Genomic DNA, 20,299 nt, shown 5'->3' with positions numbered 1-20,299 from the left:
GGAATATTAATTGATATTCCCAAGATCACAAACAGGTCACGTAAGCTCTCTATCACTGGAAACACATTCCGGGGCAAAATGTCAGCAGCGGGTCAGTTTTTTCTTGGCTACGGAACCAATTTAGAAGTCTTCAACAACACTATCGACATTAAAAATAACGGTCTTGTAGAAACTGGCAATTTTCGACCAATACGACGAGGTGGTTTTACGCTTGCAGGTCGTGATGATTCCAGTAAAGACCGTCCTATCTTCAAAGTGGCCAACAATAATATCAAAGTCACGGGTAAATCTATTACGGTTTTGGGACTAGTAGCTCTGGATCTTGCCTGCAATACCCTGAGTGCCTTCACGCCGTGGGCGCAACCTCAACGTCGATACAGCCTGAAGGCCATTGAGCCATCGCAACTGCGAGCTCAGTGCCGGTCACTCAAAAATACCTGGAGTGCCAGAAGTAATAACCCCTCTGCCACGGCCTGCGATGGCTTGGTCAACGTCGTGAATCGATTCACTTTTAACACAGGGGTCTGTCCAGCCCCCTTTATTGCCAGTTCAAGCGTATCCGTTTCTACCGGCCCAAGTGTGTCCGTTTCTACCAGCCCAAGTGCGTCCGTTTCTGCCAGCCCAAGTGCGTCCGTTTCTGCCAGTTCAAGCCTGACCTCTTCTGCCAGTTCAAGCCTGACCTCTTCTGCCAGTCCAAGCCTGACCTCTTCTGCCAGTCCAAGCCTGACCTCTTCTGCCAGTCCAAGCCTGACCTCTTCTGCCAGTCCAAGCCTGACCTCTTCTGCCAGTCCAAGCCTGACCTCTTCTGCCAGTCCAAGCCTGACCTCTTCTGCCAGTCCAAGCCTGACCTCTTCTGCCAGTCCAAGCCTGACCTCTTCTGCCAGTTCGATCATACCCTCTACGGTCATTACTACTACCAGTACCAGCATGCCGCCGCCAGTGTTATGCGACCTTCTAACAGGGCAGTCTATAGGCGTTCAACAGCGGTTAAAGCAATATAAAGATCTGGTGACCGCACGGCAGTGCGTTGTTCTCAGTGCCGACCCGGCAGAGGATTTGAGTGAGTGGATAAAACAGATTCCCGAGAACACTGTCGTATTATTGTCCTCCAACACCGTCTCCGGAGTGACGCCTTCTTCGTCAGCAAGTCCGGTGACAACTAAAACCCCGGTTGAGTACCTTATTGATAATGAAATAGTTTTGAAGGACGGTCAGGATCTTATTGGAGCAGCAGATGACGGTTTTGAAATCGTTATCAGGCTTAATGCAGGTTATTCAGGTTTTTATATGGTCAAGGTTGGAAGCTTTTACAGTTTCCAGTTTGGAAAAGCAAGAGACAATCATATAAGGCACGTTACTTTCCAGCCAATAGGACCTAATAACGCTAAGACACTTGATAGTATTGTTTTTGCGGAGTGTTATAACCGGAAACTGATTGTAGAAAATAACCGGTTCAATATTTCTGTCTACCGGGCTGGGCTTATTCTTGATTGTAAACAATCCCTGGATGCATCGAAGAATGTCAGGCGTCAGGGTCCGGGTCTACGGTTTGCCAGTAACAAGATCATAGGTAAAATCATCAAAACCTGGTACAGCGACTATATTTCCAAAGCAGGGATAATCATTAACCTTGATACCATTGTGAACCAGTCACAGAGGATCGCTGTTATTGAAAATTCATTCCAAGGCGATATGGCAAAAGCGGGTGGCTTTACCCTAGGGTTTGGAAGCAATATGGATATTTTCAGAAACAGGGTTGATATCAACAATTTAGGCAAGACATTTGAAGAAGTTCTTTCAGGACGAGAAGCAGTAAAAGAGGGTTTCTCCCTCATAGGTCATACAAGTGGCAGTGAAGAACCTCCTCTTTTTAATCTGGCAGGCAATCGAATAAGCTCAAAAAATATAGCGATAGGTATCGAGAAACAAATCAAACTGGCCCTGGCCTGCAACCATCTTCAGGCGGTCAATCCGTGGCAACAACCTCAACGACAATTCAGCCTGAAAGCGGTTAATCCACTACCATTAGCAAAAGAGTGTGAACGTTTAGCACCCTCTTCACTGACACTCTGCCAGATTGCAAATACTTGGACGTCTATCACTGGCTCAACAACCCATCCCTTGAGTGGACTGAACAATTTCGAAGGCCAGTTTCTTTTTGACACAGAAATTTGTCCCGCCACCGTGCCCTCTGCCCCCACGGAGGCTCCTACTTCATCAGCGGGTATCACCGCTGTCACTTCGGCATTGGGGATCATAATCACCCTGTCCATATTGTTGGCTCTGTAGTTACCGAGCCAACAATATAGCCAAAGTAGTGATAACACCCAAACCCGTCATCACTGCAGTCGTACTTGAAGCAGTGGAAACCGTACTGGCCTCACCGGCCTCAGAGCTAGTGCCGTCAGGAGCAACAAAGGGGGTAGTTACTGACGGACAGACCGATTCATCAAAAAAGAGCTGACCATCAAGGTTGTCCAGTCCACTCAAAGGATTGATCATGGAACCAGTGATAGACGTCCAGGTATTTACAATCTGGCAGAGTGTCGGTGAGGTGGGCGTTACCATGGCACTGGTTGAACCCACAGTACGTTCACACTCTCCTGCCAATGGTAGTGGATCAACGGCTTCCAGGCTGTATTGTCGTTGAGGTTGTCGCCACGGATTGGCAGCCTGAAGATGGTTACAGGCCAGGGCCAGCTTAATGCGTTTCTCGACACCTATCGCTATATTTTTTGAGCGTATTCGATTGCCTGCCAGATTAAAAAGGGGAGGTTCTTCACTGCCACTTGTATGACCTATGAGGGAGAAACCCTCTTTTGGCACATCCCGTCCTGAAGCCTCTTCTGCACGTGTCTTGCCTATATTGTTGTTGATATCAACCTTGTTTCTGAAAATATCCATACTGCTCCCAAACCCAAGGGTAAAGTCACCGGCGTCTGCCATCTCGCCCTGGAATGAATTTTCAATAACAGCGATCCTCTGTGACTGGTTCACAATGGTATGAAGGTTAACGATTATCCCTGCTTTGGGAAGAAAAACGCAGCACCAGGTTCTGATGGCTTTACCTATGATCGTGTTTTTGGCAAAACGCAGGCCAGGACCCGGACGGCGCCTGACGTTCACCGATGCATCCAGGGACTCTTTGCAATCAAGAATAAGCGCAGCCCCGTAAATAGGAATATTGAACAGGTTATTTTCTATAATCAGTTCCCGGTTATAACACTTTGCGAAAACAATAGTCTCAACCGTCGTACGGTTATTATGTCCAACGGGCTGGAAAGTCACGTGCCTTATATGATTGCCTCCCGTTTTATCAAACTGGAAACTACCAGTTGTACCAATCCTGACCATATAAGTATCTGAATAACCTGGATTAGTTCTGATAACTATTTCAAAACCCTCGTCTGCTGCGCCAATGATGTCCTGACCGTTCTTCAAAAGTATTTCATTATCAATAAGATACTCAACCGGGGTTTTATCTATTCCAGAGGGAGATGCTGCAGAAGTTGCCGCAGGAGCAAATGATGCAGAAGGAGTCACAGTAGAAGACGACGCTGCAGTTTTGGAAGAGAGTAATATAACAGTGTTCTCAGGAAGCTGGCTGACGATTTCACTTAAATCCCTTGTCGGATCAGCACTGAGAACAACGCATTCTCGCCCGCTAAAAGAGCTGCCATACTGGCTTAGCTGCCGCTCTACCCCCGTCGTTTGTCTTGCAAGCGAGTCACACAATCCTTTCGAAGTGGGTGCTATAGAAGGAGGTGCTATAGAAGAGGGTGCTATAGAAGAGGGTGCTATAGAAGAGGGTGCTATAGAAGAGGGTGCTATAGAAGAGGGTGCTATAGAAGAGGGTGCTATAGAAGAGGGTGCTATAGAAGAGGGTGCTATAGAAGAAGAGTTTGTGGCTGGTGAAGAGGTTACGTTTAAAAATGGAGTCGTCGTCTGAGCCTCTACAATCACAGCTGTTAGCAGTAATGCAAGAACGACTAGCCGGGTTAAATAATGATGTAGCCTGATCATGTTCAGGACTCCTTGAAGCAATCGACAAAAAGTCTAGACCCTGCATTTATACTTATCCATTAACAAGATTGTTCCACCCAGTGCTGTAAAGCTTTTCAGATTTCGATAAAAATCCCCTTCTTCATTGGAAACGTTTACACATTGATTCAAGTCACAGATAACAACAGCATAGCCATGCAACCATAAGCCACATCGCAGACAACGCTGAGCCGACACACATTTTTCCGTAATTTTCCCCATCATTTTTCAATGATTGGGTGTGTCTGTTTGCGGCGCCGAAAGCTGCCTCCTACAAAATTCAGTCAGGATACAAAAAATGGTTAAGAAGACACTCGCTGCGGCACTGGCCACGACCATGGCTTTGACGCTAACAACAGGGACTGCCCAGGCATTTTCCGACGACGAACTGGTGATCTGGGTAGGCGGTGACAAAGCCTACAACGGTATTCGTGAAGTCGGTAAACAGTTCGAAGAAGAAATGGGCATCAAGGTCAAGGTTGAGATTCCCGAGGCGCTGACCGATCGTTTTCAGCAGGCTGCGGCCACCGGCCAGGGGCCTGACATTCTGATGTGGGCTCACGATCGTTATGGTGAGTGGGCGTCTTCCGGCTTACTGTCCGAAATTCATCCTTCCCCGGATTTCAAAGCCGGTGTTGAGGAGCTTGGCTGGCAGGCCACCAGCGTCAACGGCAAGATATACGGCTATCCCATTGCTATGGAAGCCATTGGTCTGATTTATAACAAGGATCTGATTAAAGAAGCGCCAAAAACCTTTGAAGAGATGTTTGCCCTGGACAAACAGCTGGCAAAGAAAGGCGTCGATACCATCATGTGGGATCAGCTTCAGCCTTACTTCACCACGCCCATGCTGGTTTCCAATGGTGGCTACGTCTTCAAGGAAACCACCACCGGTTATGATGTCAACAATGTCGGTGTCAACAATGAAGGTGCCAAAAAAGGCGCACAAATGTTCTCTGACCTGATCGAAAAAGACGTTCTGCCAAAAGGCGTTGATTACGGGGTGATGGACTCCAGCTTCAACAGAGGCAAGGTCGCCATGATGATCAGCGGTCCGTGGGCCTGGTCCAACCTGGACAAGAGCGGCATTAATTACGGTGTAGCACCACTGCCTTCTATTGACGGTAGCGCTTCCCGGGCATTTGTCGGCGTCTGGGCCGCCGCTATCAGCAACGCTTCTCCCAACGAGGAACTTGCCAAAGAGTTTCTGGAAAACTACCTGCTGACCATTGATGGCCTGAAAACCATGAACAATGACGTCGCACTGGGTGCAGTTGCCAATAAGGCTCTGATGGCAGAGCTGAAAAATGATCCCCGCATTGCTGCCACTTACCAAAATGCAATGAACGGACTGCTGATGCCCAATGTGCCTGAGATGGGCAGGTTCTGGCCTGCCATGGAAGCCGCCCTCTCGAATATCTCTACCGGTCGTGAAGAGGTTGATGCGGCTTTGGATAACGCTGCCAAGCGAATTCTGAACTAATCACCCCCTGATAAAAGCGGCACTCTTTCTACAGATTCTCTCTTACAGATCTGTTTTAACCGTGCCGCTTGCTGATACCCGGAGAGAAAGCAATGAAAAAACCAGGGGCTGCCGGAGCAGTTTTATCTGGCAATGGGCTGAAGTGGGCGCTGGTAGCACTCATTGATCTGGCCCTGCTCTACATAGTGACTTTGATGTATGCCCAGGGAGAAATCGCTTTCGCTCTGGTAATCCTGCTGCTGGGTGGCATCGGCACTTGGGTGTTTACTTCTGAGAAAGCCTATAACTTCCGTTATGTTTACCCCAGTCTTATGGGCGTCATTCTGTTTGTTATTTTTCCGCTGGTTTATACAGCTAATGTCGCCTTTACCAATTACGGCTCTGCCAACCTGCTGAGCTTTGAGCGGGTTAAACAGATTCATCTGGCCACTCGTTACCAGAGCGGCGACGAAAAATTCACTCTCGCTCTCTACCAGTCCGGTGAAAACTATCAACTACAGCTGACCGATAAAAACGATAGCAGTCGTTCTTTTGTCTCCGAAGCGTTTCCAAAGAGCCAGGAAGAACTCCGCATTTCTGCCAGTCAGACGCTTGAACCTTCTGGCGATAAACTGGCCATGCGCGATGTCATCAAAATGCGCAGTGCCCTGAAAAAACTGACAGTCGTTTTACCCGATAACCGTGAACTGGCGATGACCAGCCTGCGTGAATTTGGCGCCATAGCCCCTTTATTCACCGAAGGTGAAAACGGAGAACTGATCAATAATCAGACTGGCGGTGTCGCCAAACCGGACTTTGAGACGGGTTACTATCTGGACGAGAACGGCAAGCGAATGACGCCAGGCTTTACCGTTTACGTTGGCTGGGACAATTTCAACAAAGTGCTGACCGACCCCGGCATTCAGGGGCCTTTCCTGAAAATATTCCTCTGGACCATCCTCTTTTCTGCCCTGACCGTGGTTTTCGCTCTGGTGGTTGGCCTGCTGCTGGCCTGCCTGGTGCAATGGGAGCCTCTCAAAGAGAGTGGCGTCTATCGGGTGCTTCTGATTCTTCCTTATGCGGTACCCGCTTTTATCTCCATTCTGATTTTCCGGGGACTGTTCAACCAGAATTTTGGTGAAATCAATATGATGCTGGAGGCTCTGTTCGGCATTTCTCCAGAATGGTTCACCAATGAATATCTGGCCAAAAGCATGATTCTGATGGTGAACACCTGGCTGGGTTACCCCTACATGATGATTCTCTGCATGGGTCTGCTCAAAGCCATACCAGAAGATCTCTACGAAGCATCAGCCATTGATGGCGCCGGCCCCATTCAGAACCTGATGAACATTACTCTGCCCATGATCATCAAGCCCCTGACGCCGTTGTTGATTGCCAGCTTTGCCTTCAACTTTAACAACTTTGTCCTGATTAGCCTGCTGACCGGGGGTCTGCCCAGCATGATGGATGCCACCACTCCGGCTGGCACAACCGACATTCTGGTGAGTTACACCTTCCGAATCGCCTTTGGCGCCCAACAGGACTACGGTCTGGCATCGGCCATCGCAGCACTGATCTTCCTGATTGTCGGAACAATCGCCTGGGCCAACCTGAAAGCCACCCGAAGCGTGCAGGAGCAATAAACAATGGCAATGGTTCAACCCCGAAACCTTAAGTATCGAGTATGGGCAGCGCGCCTGTTCATGATCCTGTTCCTGTGCATCATCCTGCTGCCGTTCCTGATGATCCTATCAGTGTCGTTCCGGTCCGGTAATTTTGCCACCGGCAGCCTGATCCCGGACAATCCGAGCCTGGAACACTGGGCCCTGGCCTTTGGTATTCCGTGGGAGAATGCCGATGGTTCCATTACCCAGCCTACCTTTCCGGTGCTGACCTGGCTCTGGAACTCCATCAAAATCAGTGTGCTGACCTCAGGATTTATCCTGCTACTGTCCACTACCGGTGCTTATGCTTTTGCCCGCCTGAGGTTCCGTTTCAAGCAAAGCCTGCTCACCACTATGATGATTTTGCAGATGTTTCCGGCGGTACTGGCATTGGTGGCCTTTTACACCCTTTTCGACAAGCTGGGTGATTTTATTCCCTGGCTGGGTCTGAATACCCATGGCGCATTGATTGTCGCCTATTTGGGAGGGGTTACCATGAATATCTGGCTGATTAAAGGCTACTTCGAGAGTATTGATAGCGCCCTTGAAGAATCAGCGGCTATTGATGGCGCGACACCCTGGCAGGCATTCCGACACATTCTGCTGCCCCTTTCTGTGCCCATTCTGGCAGTGGTCTTTATTCTCACCTTTATCGGCGTTATCGGCGAAAACCCCGTTGCCTCGGTATTGCTGCAGGATATGGACAAGCTGACCCTGGCAGTGGGTTCAAAACAATACCTGAACCCGCAGAACTATTTGTGGGGTGACTTTGCTGCCGCAGCGGTGCTGACAGGCCTGCCCATCACGGTAATCTTTCTGTTTGCCCAGCGTTACCTGGTGAATGGCCTGACCTCCGGCGGCGTTAAAGGCTAAGAGTTAAAGGCTAAGAGCTAAAGGCTAATTGGATATCTGGATTTAATGCCCATAGCGCAGAAAAAAGCGCAAAAAAGGGTGTGGAAAAAAACATGGCTGAACTAAAACTGGTTAACCTCGACAAAAGCTACGACGACGGTAAAAGCTTTGTCCTGAGGAATATTAATCTCGACATAAACGACGGTGAGTTTGTTGCTTTCGTCGGCCCTTCCGGCTGCGGAAAGTCCACTCTGCTGAGAATGATCTGTGGTCTGGAAGAAATCACTTCCGGTGACCTGAGCATCGAGCAGGAACGAGTCAACGATATGCCTCCCAACGAGCGTCGTGTGGGCATGGTCTTCCAGTCTTATGCCCTGTATCCCCATATGACCGTCAGGGAAAACATGGCTTTTGGTCTGAAGCTGGCCAAGGTCGATAAAAAAGCGATGAATCAGCGTGTGGAAGAGGCCGCCCGTATCTTGCAACTGGAGCCACTGCTGGACAGAAAACCCAAGGCAATGTCCGGTGGCCAGCGTCAGCGTGTGGCCATTGGCCGCTCCATTGTTCAGGAACCACGGGTTTTCCTGTTCGACGAGCCACTGTCCAACCTCGATGTCGCGCTCAGGGTACAGATGCGTCAGGAACTGGCCAGACTGCACAGCCGCCTGAAAACCACAGCGATCTACGTCACCCACGACCAGGTGGAGGCCATGACGCTGGCCGACAAAATCGTAGTGCTGAGCCCGCTGGCAGAAGGAGCTGAAAGTAACCTTGAACAGGTTGGCGCCCCGCTGGAGCTTTATCATCATCCTGAAAACCTGTTTGTTGCCGGTTTTATCGGTTCCCCGAAAATGAACTTTTTCAGGGGTGAGATTATTGCCACCGGTGCAGAAACCACTCAGGTAAAACTGGAATCCGGTGAAACGATTCAAGCCTGTAATAACACCGCTGCTGCGACGGTTGGCGATAAGGTCACCCTGGGCATCCGGCCACAGGATGTTATAGGTAACAGTGAAGAAAATTCAGTGACTGGCACGATCAACGCTCTGGAAAGACTGGGAACCGAAACCTTTGTCTACCTCGATCACCCGGCTATTGAACAAGCCTTTACCGTTCGAATAGAAGACCATCGTCGTCGTGAGCAGGGAGAGTCTTTCAAAGTCGGCCTGCCCGCAGAAAGTTGCCACCTGTTTGACGCCAGGGGTCAGGCTTTTAAAAGAACCCGAGCCCCTCAATTCGATTAAAAGCTGACCCAAACCAGGCTGAATCGGTTCTGATTCAGCCTGGCCTGATCAATAAATTAGCCCACGCCACTTCACTTCAAACTGTTTTGAGGTGACGGGGCTCTGTTAACTAAAAGTTTCTACGGTTAAATGATGTTAAACCCTGAACTGATTAATCAACTGGCTGAACTGGCCGGTATGCCAGCCAGCTACGACGACTGGGCCGGAGAGCCTGTGCCCATTGCTATGGAATACAAGACAGCCATGCTGGAAGCCCTGGGCTTTGATATGAGCAGTGAAACGGCTGTCAAGAAACAGATCCAGACGCTACAGGAAAAACCCTGGCAGTCGGTTCTGCCTGAAGTAGTCGTGCTTCATGAAGATAAGCCCTACCAGGTCACCTGCCATTTAAAGAAAAGCCAACTGAACGACACCGTTACTGTTATCCTGATTCTCGAAGACGGTCAGAAACAAACGATTAACGCCGAGCCCTCCAGTCTGGAAGTCGTTGCCCGCAAAACCATTAACGGCTCTGAGATCCTGCGCTTGCAACTGCCTCTGCCCACCGACCTGCCCATGGGCTACCATACACTGCAACTGCGAGAAAAAACCTTGCAGGCAGACTGCTCGCTGATTATTGCACCGGCCACCTGCTACGAACCCGAACCCCTTCAAACCGGCGAAAAAATCTGGGGATCCGGTATTCAGCTGTACTCGGTTCGTTCTGAACGAAACTGGGGGATGGGGGATTTTACCGACCTCAAAACCCTCGCCTCAGAACTGGGTAAAAACGGTGCACACTTTGTCGGCCTGAATCCCATTCATGCCCTGTACCAGGATAACCCCCTGCACTGCTCACCCTACAGCCCTTCCAGTCGTCTTTATGGCAATGTTCTTTATCTGGACCCTCTGGCAGTACCTGAATTCGACCACTGTAAAAAAGCTCAGCAAGCATTCGCAGCCGAATCCTTTCAACAACGGTTGTCAGAATCCAGAGCCTGTGACTATGTGGATTACGAAAAAACCGCCGGTCTGAAATTTGAAATACTGGAGCTGCTCTATGAGCACTTCACCGAACAGCCGGATGCCAGCAACAGCGATCGCGCGCGGGCCTTTGCGGCTTATTGCGACAAGCATGGTGAACCACTCCAGCGCTTTGCCCTGTTCAACGCCCTGTATGAACATTTCAGAAAAGAAGACCTGATGAACTGGGGATGGCCCTGCTGGCCGGAGGCGTTCCAGAACCCCCAAAGTGCTGAAGTCGCTGACTTTGCCAAAGCCAATGAAGACCGCATCACTTACTTTAAATACCTGCAATGGCTGGCGGAAGAACAATTCGCTCAGGCTCAGACGATCGCCAGAGACGCCGGCATGATGGTTGGCGTCTATCGCGATCTGGCGGTAGGCGTTGACCGGGGCGGTGCCGATGTATGGTCAGATCGTCGTTTATTCTGTTTAGAAGCCAGCACTGGAGCACCACCCGATGGTCTGGGCCCACAGGGACAGAACTGGGGGCTGCCGCCTTTTAATCCAGCGGCTTTGCAGGAAAGACGCTATCAGCCGTTTATCGATATGATTCGCAACAACATGCGGGACTGTGGCGCACTGCGTATTGACCATGCCATGGGGCTGTTCCGACTCTGGTGGTGCCCTAATGGCAGGGGTGCTGCTGAAGGTGCCTACATTCACTATCCGCTGCAGGACCTGCTGGGCATTATTAAATTGGAAAGCCGTAGAAATGGCTGTCTGGTATTTGGTGAAGATCTGGGCACCGTGCCACAGGCCATCACTGACAGTCTGCCACCGGCTCGCTTCTATTCCAGTGTGATGGGGATTTTCATGCAGGAAGGTGACAGTTACCTGCTGCCAGAAAACTACAAACTGAAAGCCCTGGCGACACTGGTTTGTCACGATACTCCCACGCTGGCGGGATGGTGGGCTGGCAAAGATATCGATCTGGTCGAATCGTTGGATTTTTACACACCTGAACGTGCAGAACATGAAAGGAAGGGCCGCCAACACGCACGACAGGCTGTCATTAACCTGCTCAGCACCATCAATGAGCTGCCGTCGGATACCGGGGATCAGATGCCTGAACAATTTACCCGTCAGCTGATGGAACGCTTCAGTTATTACCTGGCCCGCTCTAACTCACAGATTGCCGGTATTCAACTGGAAGACTGCATGATGATCGATACGCCGGTCAACATGCCAGGAACCAGCACTGAATATCCCAACTGGCGACGACGTCTGACTGAGAATCTGGAAAGTTTCTTTGCCAGCGAAGAGAACAAGGCCTTTTTCCATAATCTGACGCAATGTCGGAAAAGCTGATTACGACGCTTGACTTCACTCCGGGGCATCGTAGCGATGAAAGCCGTGCTCTGGAGTCACGACAGAACACCATGAAAAAAGGAGCTAAGATGAAGCGCCTGACCCTGATGCTGGCCATCGCTGTTTTAAGCGGCTGCGCCACTCAAAGCAATGAAATAACAGCTGCTGCCCAAGCATTTGAAAAAGCAGCGGTTGAACAAAAAGCCGTGGTGCAACTGGATCAGATCCCCTACTCTGAGATCCAGGTTTATGAAAAAACCATTCGGATAGAGCGCACCCTCAGTGAAACCACTGAGCAGGTTGATTTGAATGGCACTTTAAATGGAAATGGCAAAACAACACCTGTAGCAGGTTGGAAGTTGCCAGATTATGGTGTCTATCGCTTTAAACTGGAAAGTCTGGTCAAACGCACTGATTTTGGCACCCGGGCCGAAGCTTTTATGCCGGAAGTATGGCTGCTGGACAAAGACTTCAAAGTCCTTGAGAAGCTCCCCGTCGAGCGCATGAAGTATTCAAAACAAAAAATGCTGTCCAGTGAGGCACTGGAACAGGAATTCATCATCGATAATCGCAAAGAGAAGAAGACGCAGCCTGCCTACATTGCCGTGCTGACGACGGCAGAGGCCCGTCAATACTCAGTCAAAGTCGCCAATTTTGATGAAGAATACGCCCGAATTCGAGCCCGTACAGCACCTCCTACAGCGGATGTTTTTGCCGTTGCCGCTGACACCGGCACCCTGAGGCTGGAAGTTACTCCGTTGATCAGTCACTCGCCCTTGCAAACAGCGAAAAAAGTGACACGCCCGGACTATGTCCCCGCTCAGCCAGAACAAGTTAAGCCCAGGGTGTCGAACGATACATTGTCCGTTACCGAAAACTACCTTGATGCAGTGCAAACTGCGGTTGCAAACTCAGATATTCAGACCGCCCTTGAGCTAAGAGAGAATGCCCGTGAGCTTCATGCTCTTTTGCAAAAGCAGTTTGCAGAAACTTATGGCCAACCGGCAGAAACCATTAATGTACCGGGTAAAACTCAGGCTACCACCGCAAAGAAAAAACTGAATGATCAGTTTGAACGACAACTGGCGTTAGCCATGAAACAGCAAGATGCCCAGGCGGCTTTGGCGGTCATCGATAAAGCCGGTGCCCTGTCTCGCGATATTGATGCCATTTTTTAGCAAGCAATGACTCATGAGGTTCCGACCGTTTTTTGTAAAGCAGTCGGGATCTCAAAAATTTTGCGACACCTGCTCCAGCGTGAAAAAATAATATTAAATTGCTTTTTTATAAAATTATGAGAAAAGCAATGTCTTGATAAAAATTATTCCCCACATCATCATTGCCCTCCAATTCTACCGCTATTCCTACACTGGATCGGGAGCCGTTGACCGATGATCAGATTACTGGGTACTCCACTTGGCAAAACCGTAGCTGCTGCAGCCATCACTCTGGGGGCTGCCTTCAGCTCGTTTCAGGCCTATTCCTTTCAGGATAATGAACTGGTGATCTGGGTAGGCGGCGACAAGGCCTACAACGGTATCCGGGAAGTGGGCAAGGACTTTGAGGAAGATACCGGAATCAAGGTTAAGGTTGAGATACCGGAAAACGTCACTGAACGTTTTCAACAGGCAGCAGCGTCAGGCAGTGGCCCGGACATTCTGTTCTGGGCCCATGACCGTTACGGTGAATGGGCCCGCAGCGGTCTTCTTTCTTCCGTAAACCCGACCCCGGATTTTAAAAGCAAGATTGACAAACTGGGTTGGGAAGCCATGACAGTCAAGGGCAAAATCTATGGTTACCCGATCTCCATAGAGGCCATCAGCCTGATCTACAACAAGGATCTATTGCCAACTCCCCCCAGCTCTTTTGAAGCCATGTTTCCCCTTAAAGACAAGCTGGCCAAACGTAAAATCACCACCATTATGTGGGACCAGATCCAGCCTTACTTCACCATGCCCATGCTCGCTGCCGATGGCGGCTATGTCTTCAAGAAAACACCGACCGGTTATGACGTTAAAGACACCGGGGTAAATAATGCCGGAGCCATGGCCGGGGCCAAAATGCTGACCGAGCTGATCGATAAAGGCGTTATGCCCAGAGGCGTTGATTACGGTGTCATGGAGTCCAGCTTTAACAAGGGTCAGGCCGCCATGATGATTACCGGCCCCTGGGCCTGGTCAAATCTGGACAAGACTAAAATCAACGGCAAAAAGCTGAACTATGGACTGGCTGCGTTGCCCAGCATCAACGGCCATCGTTCAAAAGCCTTTGTGGGTGTCTGGGGAGCCACACTGAACAGCGCCAGCCCCAATAAAGCCCTGTCCAAAGAGTTTCTTGAAAACTACCTGCTGACAGACGACGGCCTTCGTACTATGAACCGTGATGTTCCGCTGGGCGCGGTGGTCAACAAAAGCTACATGAAAGAATTGGAAAAAGATCCTCGCATCAAGACTACCTACGACAATGCTGTCCACGGTTTGCTCATGCCCAATGTGCCGGAGATGGGTAAATTCTGGTCAGCCATGGAGTCGGCGTTGCTGAACATTACCTCCGGCAGACAGGATTACAAGAGCGCGCTTAATGAAGCAGCCCGACAGATTGTCAACTAGGCTGTCTAGGTGAACTGAATCTGCCCTGGGAGGCCGCTTTATGGCTGCTGATCAGAAAGCGCAAAGCCCGATGACCTGGCTGGTATGGGGAGTCATTGGCCTGATTGACCTGTTGTTACTGTATGGCGTGACCCTGATGTATGCCCAGGGAGAGATTGCCTTTGCCCTGATTATTCTCTTAATTGTCTGCGTCGGCACCTGGGTATTCATCAGCCGTAAGGGCTACAACTACCGGTATGTTTTTCCTGCACTGCTGGGAGTGTCGGTGTTTATCGTTTTCCCCCTGATTTATACGGTGTATGTCGCTTTCACCAATTACAGCTCCAGCCACCTGTTAACCATGGAGCGCGTTAAACTCCAGCACCTGAGTAAAACTTACAGGACAGAAGGTGCGTCCTATCAGTTCAAGGTTTATCAGCAAGGGAGTGATTACCGAATTCTGTTTACCAGTAACAAGAAGGCAGATAAGCAATTTATAACTCAGCCGTTCAACAAAACTTCGATCCCAACGCCGCTATCAGCTGACTTTTCATCGAGCCCTCCTCAGGGCAGTGAATTACCGCTCAGGGATACCATAAAGCTTCGCAATACCCTTAAAAAACTGTCGGTAGAACTGCCTGACAAGACAGAGCTGACGATGACCGGCCTCAGAAGTTTTGGTCCCATGTCAAAAGTTTACCGGGACTTAGGGGATGGCACTCTGGAAGATGTCCGCAATGGTAACCTGCTGAAACCTGATCTTAAAACGGGCTATTACATCGAAGTGCCCAAAGGGCAACCTGACTCAGCGGGCAGCCAGATAGGACCAGGCTTTGTCGTCTATAACGGTTGGGAGAATTTTGTTCGGGTGATTAAAGACCCGGGGATTCAGGGGCCTTTTTTACAGATTTTTATCTGGACCCTTGTGTTTTCCGGTCTCTCGGTACTCTTTACCGTGACAGTGGGTCTGCTGATGGCCTGTCTGGTGCAATGGGAACCCCTGAAAGGCAATGGCGTTTATCGACTGCTGTTGATTCTGCCCTACGCGGTTCCGGCCTTTATTTCTATTTTAATCTTCAGGGGTCTGTTTAATCAGAACTTTGGTGAGATTAATTTGCTGTTGAACCTGCTGTTTGGTGTCCAGCCGGAATGGTTCACTAATGGCTACCTGGCAAAAACAATGGTTCTGATCGTCAATACCTGGCTGGGTTACCCCTACATGATGATTCTCGCCATTGGCCTGTTAAAGTCTATTCCAGATGACCTTTACGAAGCTTCAGCCATAGACGGCGCCTCTCCCGTCCAGAACTTCTTTAACATCACCTTACCCATGATCATAAAGCCAATGACACCGCTGTTAATCGCCAGCTTTGCCTTCAACTTCAACAACCTGGTGCTGATTGCCCTGCTAACTGACGGTGCTCCCAATATCATTGGTGCCAGCACGCCAGCCGGTGCCACCGACATTCTGGTGAGCTACACCTTCCGAATCGCTTTTGGTCAGTCCGGTCAGGATTACGGTCTGGCCTCGGCTATAGCCACCTTTATTTTCATCATGGTGGGCATTATCGCCTGGGCGAATCTGAGAGTGACCAGACGGTTACTGGAGTAAACGACGATGATGGTACAGCCCAGAAACCTGAAATACCGGGTGTGGTCCGCCAGAATTTTTATGATTCTGTTTCTCTGTCTGATCATGCTTCCTTTCCTGATGATTATTTCGGTGTCTTTCCGTTCCGGCAACTTTGCCACCGGTGACCTGATCCCCCGCAATCCCAGCCTGGAACACTGGTATCTGGCTTTCGGCATTCCCTGGGAACATGCCGATGGTTCTATCACCGAGCCTCCCTTTCCGGTTCTTCTCTGGTTATGGAACTCTATTAAAGTAGCCTTTATCTCGACGATACTGATCCTGCTGCTTTCAACCACGGGCGCCTATGCCTTCGCCAGGCTGAGATTCCGATTCAAGGAGTCCATGCTCACCGCCATGATGATCCTGCAGATGTTTCCCGCCGTATTGGCACTGGTGGCAATACACTCGCTGTTTGATCAGATAGGCAACTATGTTCCCTGGTTAGGACTGGACACCCTGGGTTCGGTCACTGTCGCTTATCTGGGCGGTCTGGCTCTGCATATCTGGTTGATCAAGGGCTACTTCGAAACCATTGATGCCTCCCTTGAAGAAGCCGCTGCCATTGACGGGGCAACGCCCTGGCAGGCCTTTCGTTTTGTCTTGCTGCCGCTTTCAACGCCTATTCTGGCGGTGGTATTTATTCTGGCCTTTATTGCCAACATTGCCGAGTACCCGGTCGCTTCGGTGCTGTTGCAGAGCATGGATAACCTGACGCTGGCGGTTGGCTCCAGACAATACCTGAATCCACAGAATTATCTCTGGGGTGACTTTGCTGCGGCAGCCGTTCTATCGGGTCTGCCCATCTCGATTATTTTCCTGTTGTGCCAGCGCTGGATTGTCGGTGGTCTGACGTCAGGTGGTGTCAAAGGCTGATTGCTGGGTTCAGTAAACGAAAAACGGAAAACCTCATGGCTGACGTTAAGCTTATCAACATTTCCAAAAGCTACGACCAGGGCAAAACCTGGGTGCTCAAGAACATCAACCTGAACATTGCCGAGGCTGAGTTCATTGCCTTTATCGGGCCTTCTGGCTGTGGTAAGTCCACTTTGCTGCGAATGGTCTGCGGTCTTGAAGATATCACCGAAGGCGAAATGTACATTGCCGGGGAGCAGGTCAATGACTGGCCACCCAACGAGCGTCGGGTGGGTATGGTGTTTCAGTCTTATGCGCTCTACCCCCATATGTCCGTTGCTGAAAATATGGCTTTTGGCCTGAAGCTGGCCAAGGCCGACAAGTCACTGATTAACAGCCGGGTGGAAGAAGCCGCGCGCATTCTGCAACTGGAAGCCCTGTTGGATCGAAAACCAAAAGCCATGTCCGGAGGTCAACGACAAAGGGTGGCTATAGGCCGCTCCATCGTGCAACAACCCAGGGTATTTTTGTTCGATGAGCCGCTGTCCAATCTGGATGTTGCGCTTCGGGTTCAGATGCGCCAGGAAATAGCCCGACTCCACAACCGTCTGCAAACGACGTCTATTTATGTCACCCATGACCAGGTGGAAGCCATGACTCTGGCGGATCAGATTGTCGTCCTGAGTCCACTAGCCCAGGGGGCTGACAGTAACCTTGAGCAAGTTGGGAAGCCGCTGGAACTTTATCATCACCCGGCCAACCTGTTCGTTGCCGGATTTATTGGTTCACCCAAAATGAATTTCTTTGATGGCTTTATTGAAGAAACCGGCAACAACGAAACACGGGTCAGATTAACCACCGGGGAAATACTTCGGGCCAATGTCGACAGCCAGAGCGCCAGCAAGGGTGACCGGGTCGTGCTGGGGATTCGCCCGGAAGATGCCCTGGGAGAAACGGATAACGGTAACACGGTCGAAGGCAGGGTCGAAACACTGGAACGCCTGGGAGCCGAGTCTTACATCTATATGAGCCACGATACCATTCGGGAAAACTTTATTGTCCGGGTAGAAGATTCCAGAAAGCGTGAAGTGGGCAGCAAGATGAAAATTGAGCTTCCGGTTCAGTTTTGTCACCTCTTTAATGCCCAGGGCCAGGCATTCCCCCGTACCCAGGCACCCGCCTTTGACTTATAAGAGAGATCGTTATGTCGGATCCTGATCTGATTGAGCAACTGGCCGGACACTATGGCGTTTGTGGTGAATACAGCGATTGGGCAGGTGAGCCGGTCAGTGTCCCCACTGAATACAAACTGCCCATTCTCAGTGCCATGGGATTAAACGTTGAGTCTGACGACGCCATAAAACAGGCAATAACAGACGTTGAACAGCAAAACTGGCAGCAGCTTCTGCCGCCAGTGTCGGTGTTCACCCAGGGCAAGAACTGTCTGCTCAACCTGCACCTTGAAGATCAGCGGTTGGGGAGTCAGTTCAAAGGTGAAATAACACTGGAAACCGGTAGCCAGCATTTACTGACTCTGAATACCAGCGATATGCCCGTAGAGGCCAGTGGCACGTTTGAGGGAAAAACCTACCATCACCTGACGTTTAAATTACCGGACGATTTACCTCTCGGCTACCATCGGCTCTCTTTGCAAAGTAACAAGATAAAAGACAGTGCCCTGATTATTATTGCGCCTGAAACCTGTTACGAACCTGACCGGCTTGGAAGAGGTCATAAAATATGGGGCAGTGCTGTCCAATTGTACACACTCCGAACTGATCATGACTGGGGCATAGGTGACTTTTCGAGCCTTGGTCAGTTAGCCACTCAACTGGCACAACAGGGCGCAGATATTATTGGCCTGAATCCCATTCACGCCCTGTACCCTGCTAACCCTCTTCATGCCAGCCCTTACAGCCCATCAAGTCGAACCTTTATTAATCCGTTGTATATCGATATCACGGCTGTTCCTGAATTCAGGGAATGTGAAGCAGCCCAAAGGCGGTTTGAAGACCCTGAATTCAAAGAACAACTGCAACGGGCAAGAGCTGAAGAATACGTCGACTACAGTCTGGTCGCCTGGCTGAAGTCTGGTTTTCTGAACGTCCTGTTTGATCACTTCTGTGAGCAACATCTCGGCCCCGAAAGCGCACGGGGAAAAGCTTTTCTGAATTTTTGCAGAAACCATGGCCCGGCTCTGGAGCGACACGCTCTCTACGAAGCGATTTATGAGCACTACAAAAAGCTGGATATCAATAACTGGGGATGGCCTTGCTGGGAGTCTCTGTTCCAGGATCCACAATCCAATGCCGTCAAAGAGTTTGCCAGCCATAATCAAAAGCGCATTCAATACTATATGTACCTGCAATGGCTGGCGGAAGATCAGCTAACCAAAGCGCAGGAAGCGGCCATTAAAGCCGGTATGCTGGTGGGCATTTACCGTGATTTAGCCGTAGGCGTTGACAGTGGCGGTGCTGATGTCTGGAGTCATCGCAGCCTTTATTGTCTGGATGCCGGCGTTGGCGCGCCTCCGGACGGTGTCGCACCCCAGGGACAGAACTGGGGTTTACCGCCCTTTAATCCGCAGGTGCTCAGGAGTCAACAGTACCAGCCCTTTATTGAAATGGTTCAGGCCAATATGAGCCATTGCGGTGCTTTGAGAATTGATCATGTGATGGGTCTGCTCAGGCTCTGGTGGTGCCCCAAGGGCAAAACCGCTGATTATGGTGCCTATGTCTATTATCCCCTGGACGACTTGCTGGGCATTATTAAACTGGAAAGCCATCGTCGTCAGTGTCTGGTGTTCGGCGAAGACCTCGGGACCGTTCCAGCTGAAATCGAAGCGTCCCTGCCACCTGCCCTGTTCTACTCCAACGAAGTAGTGCTGTTTGAATGTTTGGGTGATCACTTCACGCCACCTCAAGATTACAAAGCCATGGCCCTGACCTGTATCAGTAACCATGACATTCCCCCTCTGAAAGCCTGGTGGAACTGCGTAGATCTGGATTTGCGTCTGCAACTGGGCATTTACGATCACAACCGGGCTCAGCAGGAGAAAGAGGCAAGACATCAGGAAAAGCTGGCTTTACTGAAAACCCTTTCAGGCATCCATGAGTTTCCTGAAGGTATAAACCCGGACGATATTGCCACCATGGGATATTCAAGGGACTTAATGGAAAAGGTTCATTATTACCTGGCTAAAACCGCGTCAAAAATCACCGTGATTCAACTGGAGGAAATTTTGCAGATTGAATCCCCGGTGAATATTCCGGGCACCAGCGAGGAATATCCAAACTGGCGCAGGAAGTTGACCGATACCTTGGAGAATATCTTTGCTGATAGGGCCAACCGGTCGTTTTTTGGTAATATGTCGGTGATTAGAAAGACCGGTTAAGTTTAACGCCGACAGTCGACAATCCAGCTCTCGTCGTTTGACAACTATCCTGAAAGCTCCGGTTGTGCGGGGAGGACATTAAGTGAAGCCTTTCCATCAGGTTGTTGTAGCTTTCCAGTGACATGACAACGGCATCCTCACCTTCGCGGCGGTGGATAATGGTGTAGTCAGCATTTTCAGCCACCTGATCAAGCAGCGACTTAAGATTGTTTCTGGCTTCAAAGTAGGAAATTACATTCATAGCATTATTACC

The 20,299-nt window shown here is 50.1% G+C and carries 16 protein-coding genes; 13 read left to right on the top strand and 3 right to left on the bottom strand.

All coding sequences use genetic code 11. The features are described 5' to 3' along the window. Positions 1 to 413: 413 nt before the first annotated feature. The gene (locus K7B67_RS01765; protein ID WP_252178653.1) at positions 414 to 929 is read right to left on the bottom strand and encodes a hypothetical protein; all 516 of its coding nucleotides are present in this window, start codon (positions 927 to 929) and stop codon (positions 414 to 416) included. Here K7B67_RS01765 and K7B67_RS01760 point away from each other — a divergent pair. Continuing rightward, the gene (locus tag K7B67_RS01760) at positions 928 to 2,289 is read left to right on the top strand and encodes a hypothetical protein (RefSeq protein ID WP_252178652.1); all 1,362 of its coding nucleotides are present in this window, start codon (positions 928 to 930) and stop codon (positions 2,287 to 2,289) included. The genes K7B67_RS01765 and K7B67_RS01760 overlap by 2 nt on opposite strands. Here the strand turns inward: K7B67_RS01760 and K7B67_RS01755 are convergent, their stop codons facing one another. Then, the gene (locus K7B67_RS01755; protein ID WP_252178651.1) at positions 2,290 to 3,441 is read right to left on the bottom strand and encodes a hypothetical protein; all 1,152 of its coding nucleotides are present in this window, start codon (positions 3,439 to 3,441) and stop codon (positions 2,290 to 2,292) included. It abuts the gene before it with no gap. Positions 3,442 to 3,565: 124 nt separating this feature from the next. Here K7B67_RS01755 and K7B67_RS01750 point away from each other — a divergent pair, with 124 nt between their 5' ends. The 12 genes from K7B67_RS01750 to malQ (K7B67_RS01695) all read left to right on the top strand — a co-directional run bounded on the left by K7B67_RS01750 (position 3,566) and on the right by malQ (K7B67_RS01695) (position 20,046). After that, the gene (locus K7B67_RS01750) at positions 3,566 to 3,949 is read left to right on the top strand and encodes a hypothetical protein (RefSeq protein WP_252178650.1); all 384 of its coding nucleotides are present in this window, start codon (positions 3,566 to 3,568) and stop codon (positions 3,947 to 3,949) included. A 390-nt stretch (positions 3,950 to 4,339) separates the two neighbouring features. After that, positions 4,340 to 5,524 carry a maltose/maltodextrin ABC transporter substrate-binding protein MalE gene (malE, locus tag K7B67_RS01745; protein ID WP_252178649.1) on the top strand — a complete coding sequence of 395 codons (1,185 nt, stop codon included), beginning with the start codon at positions 4,340 to 4,342 and terminating at the stop codon, positions 5,522 to 5,524. Positions 5,525 to 5,616: 92 nt separating this feature from the next. Then, positions 5,617 to 7,149, top strand: a complete 1,533-nt coding sequence (gene malF / locus K7B67_RS01740; protein ID WP_252178648.1) for a maltose ABC transporter permease MalF — start codon at positions 5,617 to 5,619, stop codon at positions 7,147 to 7,149. Between the two features lie 3 nt (positions 7,150 to 7,152). Then, a complete protein-coding gene (gene malG / locus K7B67_RS01735; protein WP_252178647.1) occupies positions 7,153 to 8,043 on the top strand; it encodes a maltose ABC transporter permease MalG in 891 nt (296 codons plus the stop codon). Between the two features lie 92 nt (positions 8,044 to 8,135). Then, positions 8,136 to 9,266 carry a sn-glycerol-3-phosphate ABC transporter ATP-binding protein UgpC gene (ugpC, locus tag K7B67_RS01730; RefSeq protein WP_252178646.1) on the top strand — a complete coding sequence of 377 codons (1,131 nt, stop codon included), beginning with the start codon at positions 8,136 to 8,138 and terminating at the stop codon, positions 9,264 to 9,266. 129 nt (positions 9,267 to 9,395) lie between these two features. Further along, on the top strand, positions 9,396 to 11,579 hold the full coding sequence (malQ, locus tag K7B67_RS01725) for a 4-alpha-glucanotransferase (RefSeq protein ID WP_252178645.1): 2,184 nt from the start codon (positions 9,396 to 9,398) through the stop codon (positions 11,577 to 11,579). Next, complete coding sequence (locus K7B67_RS01720; protein ID WP_252178644.1) at positions 11,564 to 12,757, top strand: MalM family protein; 1,194 nt, start codon at positions 11,564 to 11,566, stop codon at positions 12,755 to 12,757. The genes malQ (K7B67_RS01725) and K7B67_RS01720 overlap by 16 nt, the downstream gene beginning before the upstream one ends. Positions 12,758 to 12,970: 213 nt before the next feature. Further along, positions 12,971 to 14,188, top strand: a complete 1,218-nt coding sequence (malE, locus tag K7B67_RS01715) for a maltose/maltodextrin ABC transporter substrate-binding protein MalE (protein ID WP_252178643.1) — start codon at positions 12,971 to 12,973, stop codon at positions 14,186 to 14,188. A gap of 40 nt (positions 14,189 to 14,228) precedes the next feature. Further along, positions 14,229 to 15,779 carry a maltose ABC transporter permease MalF gene (gene malF, locus K7B67_RS01710; RefSeq protein WP_252178642.1) on the top strand — a complete coding sequence of 517 codons (1,551 nt, stop codon included), beginning with the start codon at positions 14,229 to 14,231 and terminating at the stop codon, positions 15,777 to 15,779. A 6-nt stretch (positions 15,780 to 15,785) separates the two neighbouring features. Then, positions 15,786 to 16,673, top strand: coding sequence for a maltose ABC transporter permease MalG (gene malG / locus K7B67_RS01705; RefSeq protein ID WP_252178641.1), 888 nt, complete (start codon positions 15,786 to 15,788; stop codon positions 16,671 to 16,673). Between the two features lie 35 nt (positions 16,674 to 16,708). Further along, positions 16,709 to 17,845 carry a sn-glycerol-3-phosphate ABC transporter ATP-binding protein UgpC gene (gene ugpC, locus K7B67_RS01700; RefSeq protein ID WP_252178640.1) on the top strand — a complete coding sequence of 379 codons (1,137 nt, stop codon included), beginning with the start codon at positions 16,709 to 16,711 and terminating at the stop codon, positions 17,843 to 17,845. A gap of 11 nt (positions 17,846 to 17,856) precedes the next feature. Further along, positions 17,857 to 20,046 carry a 4-alpha-glucanotransferase gene (gene malQ, locus K7B67_RS01695; protein ID WP_252178639.1) on the top strand — a complete coding sequence of 730 codons (2,190 nt, stop codon included), beginning with the start codon at positions 17,857 to 17,859 and terminating at the stop codon, positions 20,044 to 20,046. Here malQ (K7B67_RS01695) and K7B67_RS01690 read toward each other — a convergent pair. After that, on the bottom strand, positions 20,030 to 20,287 hold the full coding sequence (locus K7B67_RS01690) for a type II toxin-antitoxin system Phd/YefM family antitoxin (RefSeq protein WP_252178638.1): 258 nt from the start codon (positions 20,285 to 20,287) through the stop codon (positions 20,030 to 20,032). The two genes, malQ (K7B67_RS01695) and K7B67_RS01690, sit on opposite strands and share 17 nt — an antisense overlap. Positions 20,288 to 20,299 lie beyond the last annotated feature (12 nt).

The organism is Endozoicomonas sp. 4G (genome assembly GCF_023822025.1).
In the GTDB taxonomy this organism is placed as follows: domain Bacteria; phylum Pseudomonadota; class Gammaproteobacteria; order Pseudomonadales; family Endozoicomonadaceae; genus Endozoicomonas_A.
This window is presented reverse-complemented; position numbering and strand designations above follow the sequence as displayed.

Bases quoted from the DNA above. Each gene is read 5' to 3' on its own strand.
- K7B67_RS01760 (WP_252178652.1), top strand. From the start codon at position 928: ATGCCGCCGCCAGTGTTATGCGACCTTCTAACAGGGCAGTCTATAGGC.
- K7B67_RS01765 (WP_252178653.1), bottom strand. From the start codon at position 929: ATGCTGGTACTGGTAGTAGTAATGACCGTAGAGGGTATGATCGAACTG.
- malE (WP_252178649.1), top strand. From the start codon at position 4,340: ATGGTTAAGAAGACACTCGCTGCGGCACTGGCCACGACCATGGCTTTG.
- malF (WP_252178648.1), top strand. From the start codon at position 5,617: ATGAAAAAACCAGGGGCTGCCGGAGCAGTTTTATCTGGCAATGGGCTG.
- malG (WP_252178647.1), top strand. From the start codon at position 7,153: ATGGCAATGGTTCAACCCCGAAACCTTAAGTATCGAGTATGGGCAGCG.
- ugpC (WP_252178646.1), top strand. From the start codon at position 8,136: ATGGCTGAACTAAAACTGGTTAACCTCGACAAAAGCTACGACGACGGT.
- malQ (WP_252178645.1), top strand. From the start codon at position 9,396: ATGATGTTAAACCCTGAACTGATTAATCAACTGGCTGAACTGGCCGGT.
- K7B67_RS01720 (WP_252178644.1), top strand. From the start codon at position 11,564: ATGTCGGAAAAGCTGATTACGACGCTTGACTTCACTCCGGGGCATCGT.
- malE (WP_252178643.1), top strand. From the start codon at position 12,971: ATGATCAGATTACTGGGTACTCCACTTGGCAAAACCGTAGCTGCTGCA.
- malF (WP_252178642.1), top strand. From the start codon at position 14,229: ATGGCTGCTGATCAGAAAGCGCAAAGCCCGATGACCTGGCTGGTATGG.
- malG (WP_252178641.1), top strand. From the start codon at position 15,786: ATGATGGTACAGCCCAGAAACCTGAAATACCGGGTGTGGTCCGCCAGA.
- ugpC (WP_252178640.1), top strand. From the start codon at position 16,709: ATGGCTGACGTTAAGCTTATCAACATTTCCAAAAGCTACGACCAGGGC.
- malQ (WP_252178639.1), top strand. From the start codon at position 17,857: ATGTCGGATCCTGATCTGATTGAGCAACTGGCCGGACACTATGGCGTT.
- K7B67_RS01690 (WP_252178638.1), bottom strand. From the start codon at position 20,287: ATGAATGTAATTTCCTACTTTGAAGCCAGAAACAATCTTAAGTCGCTG.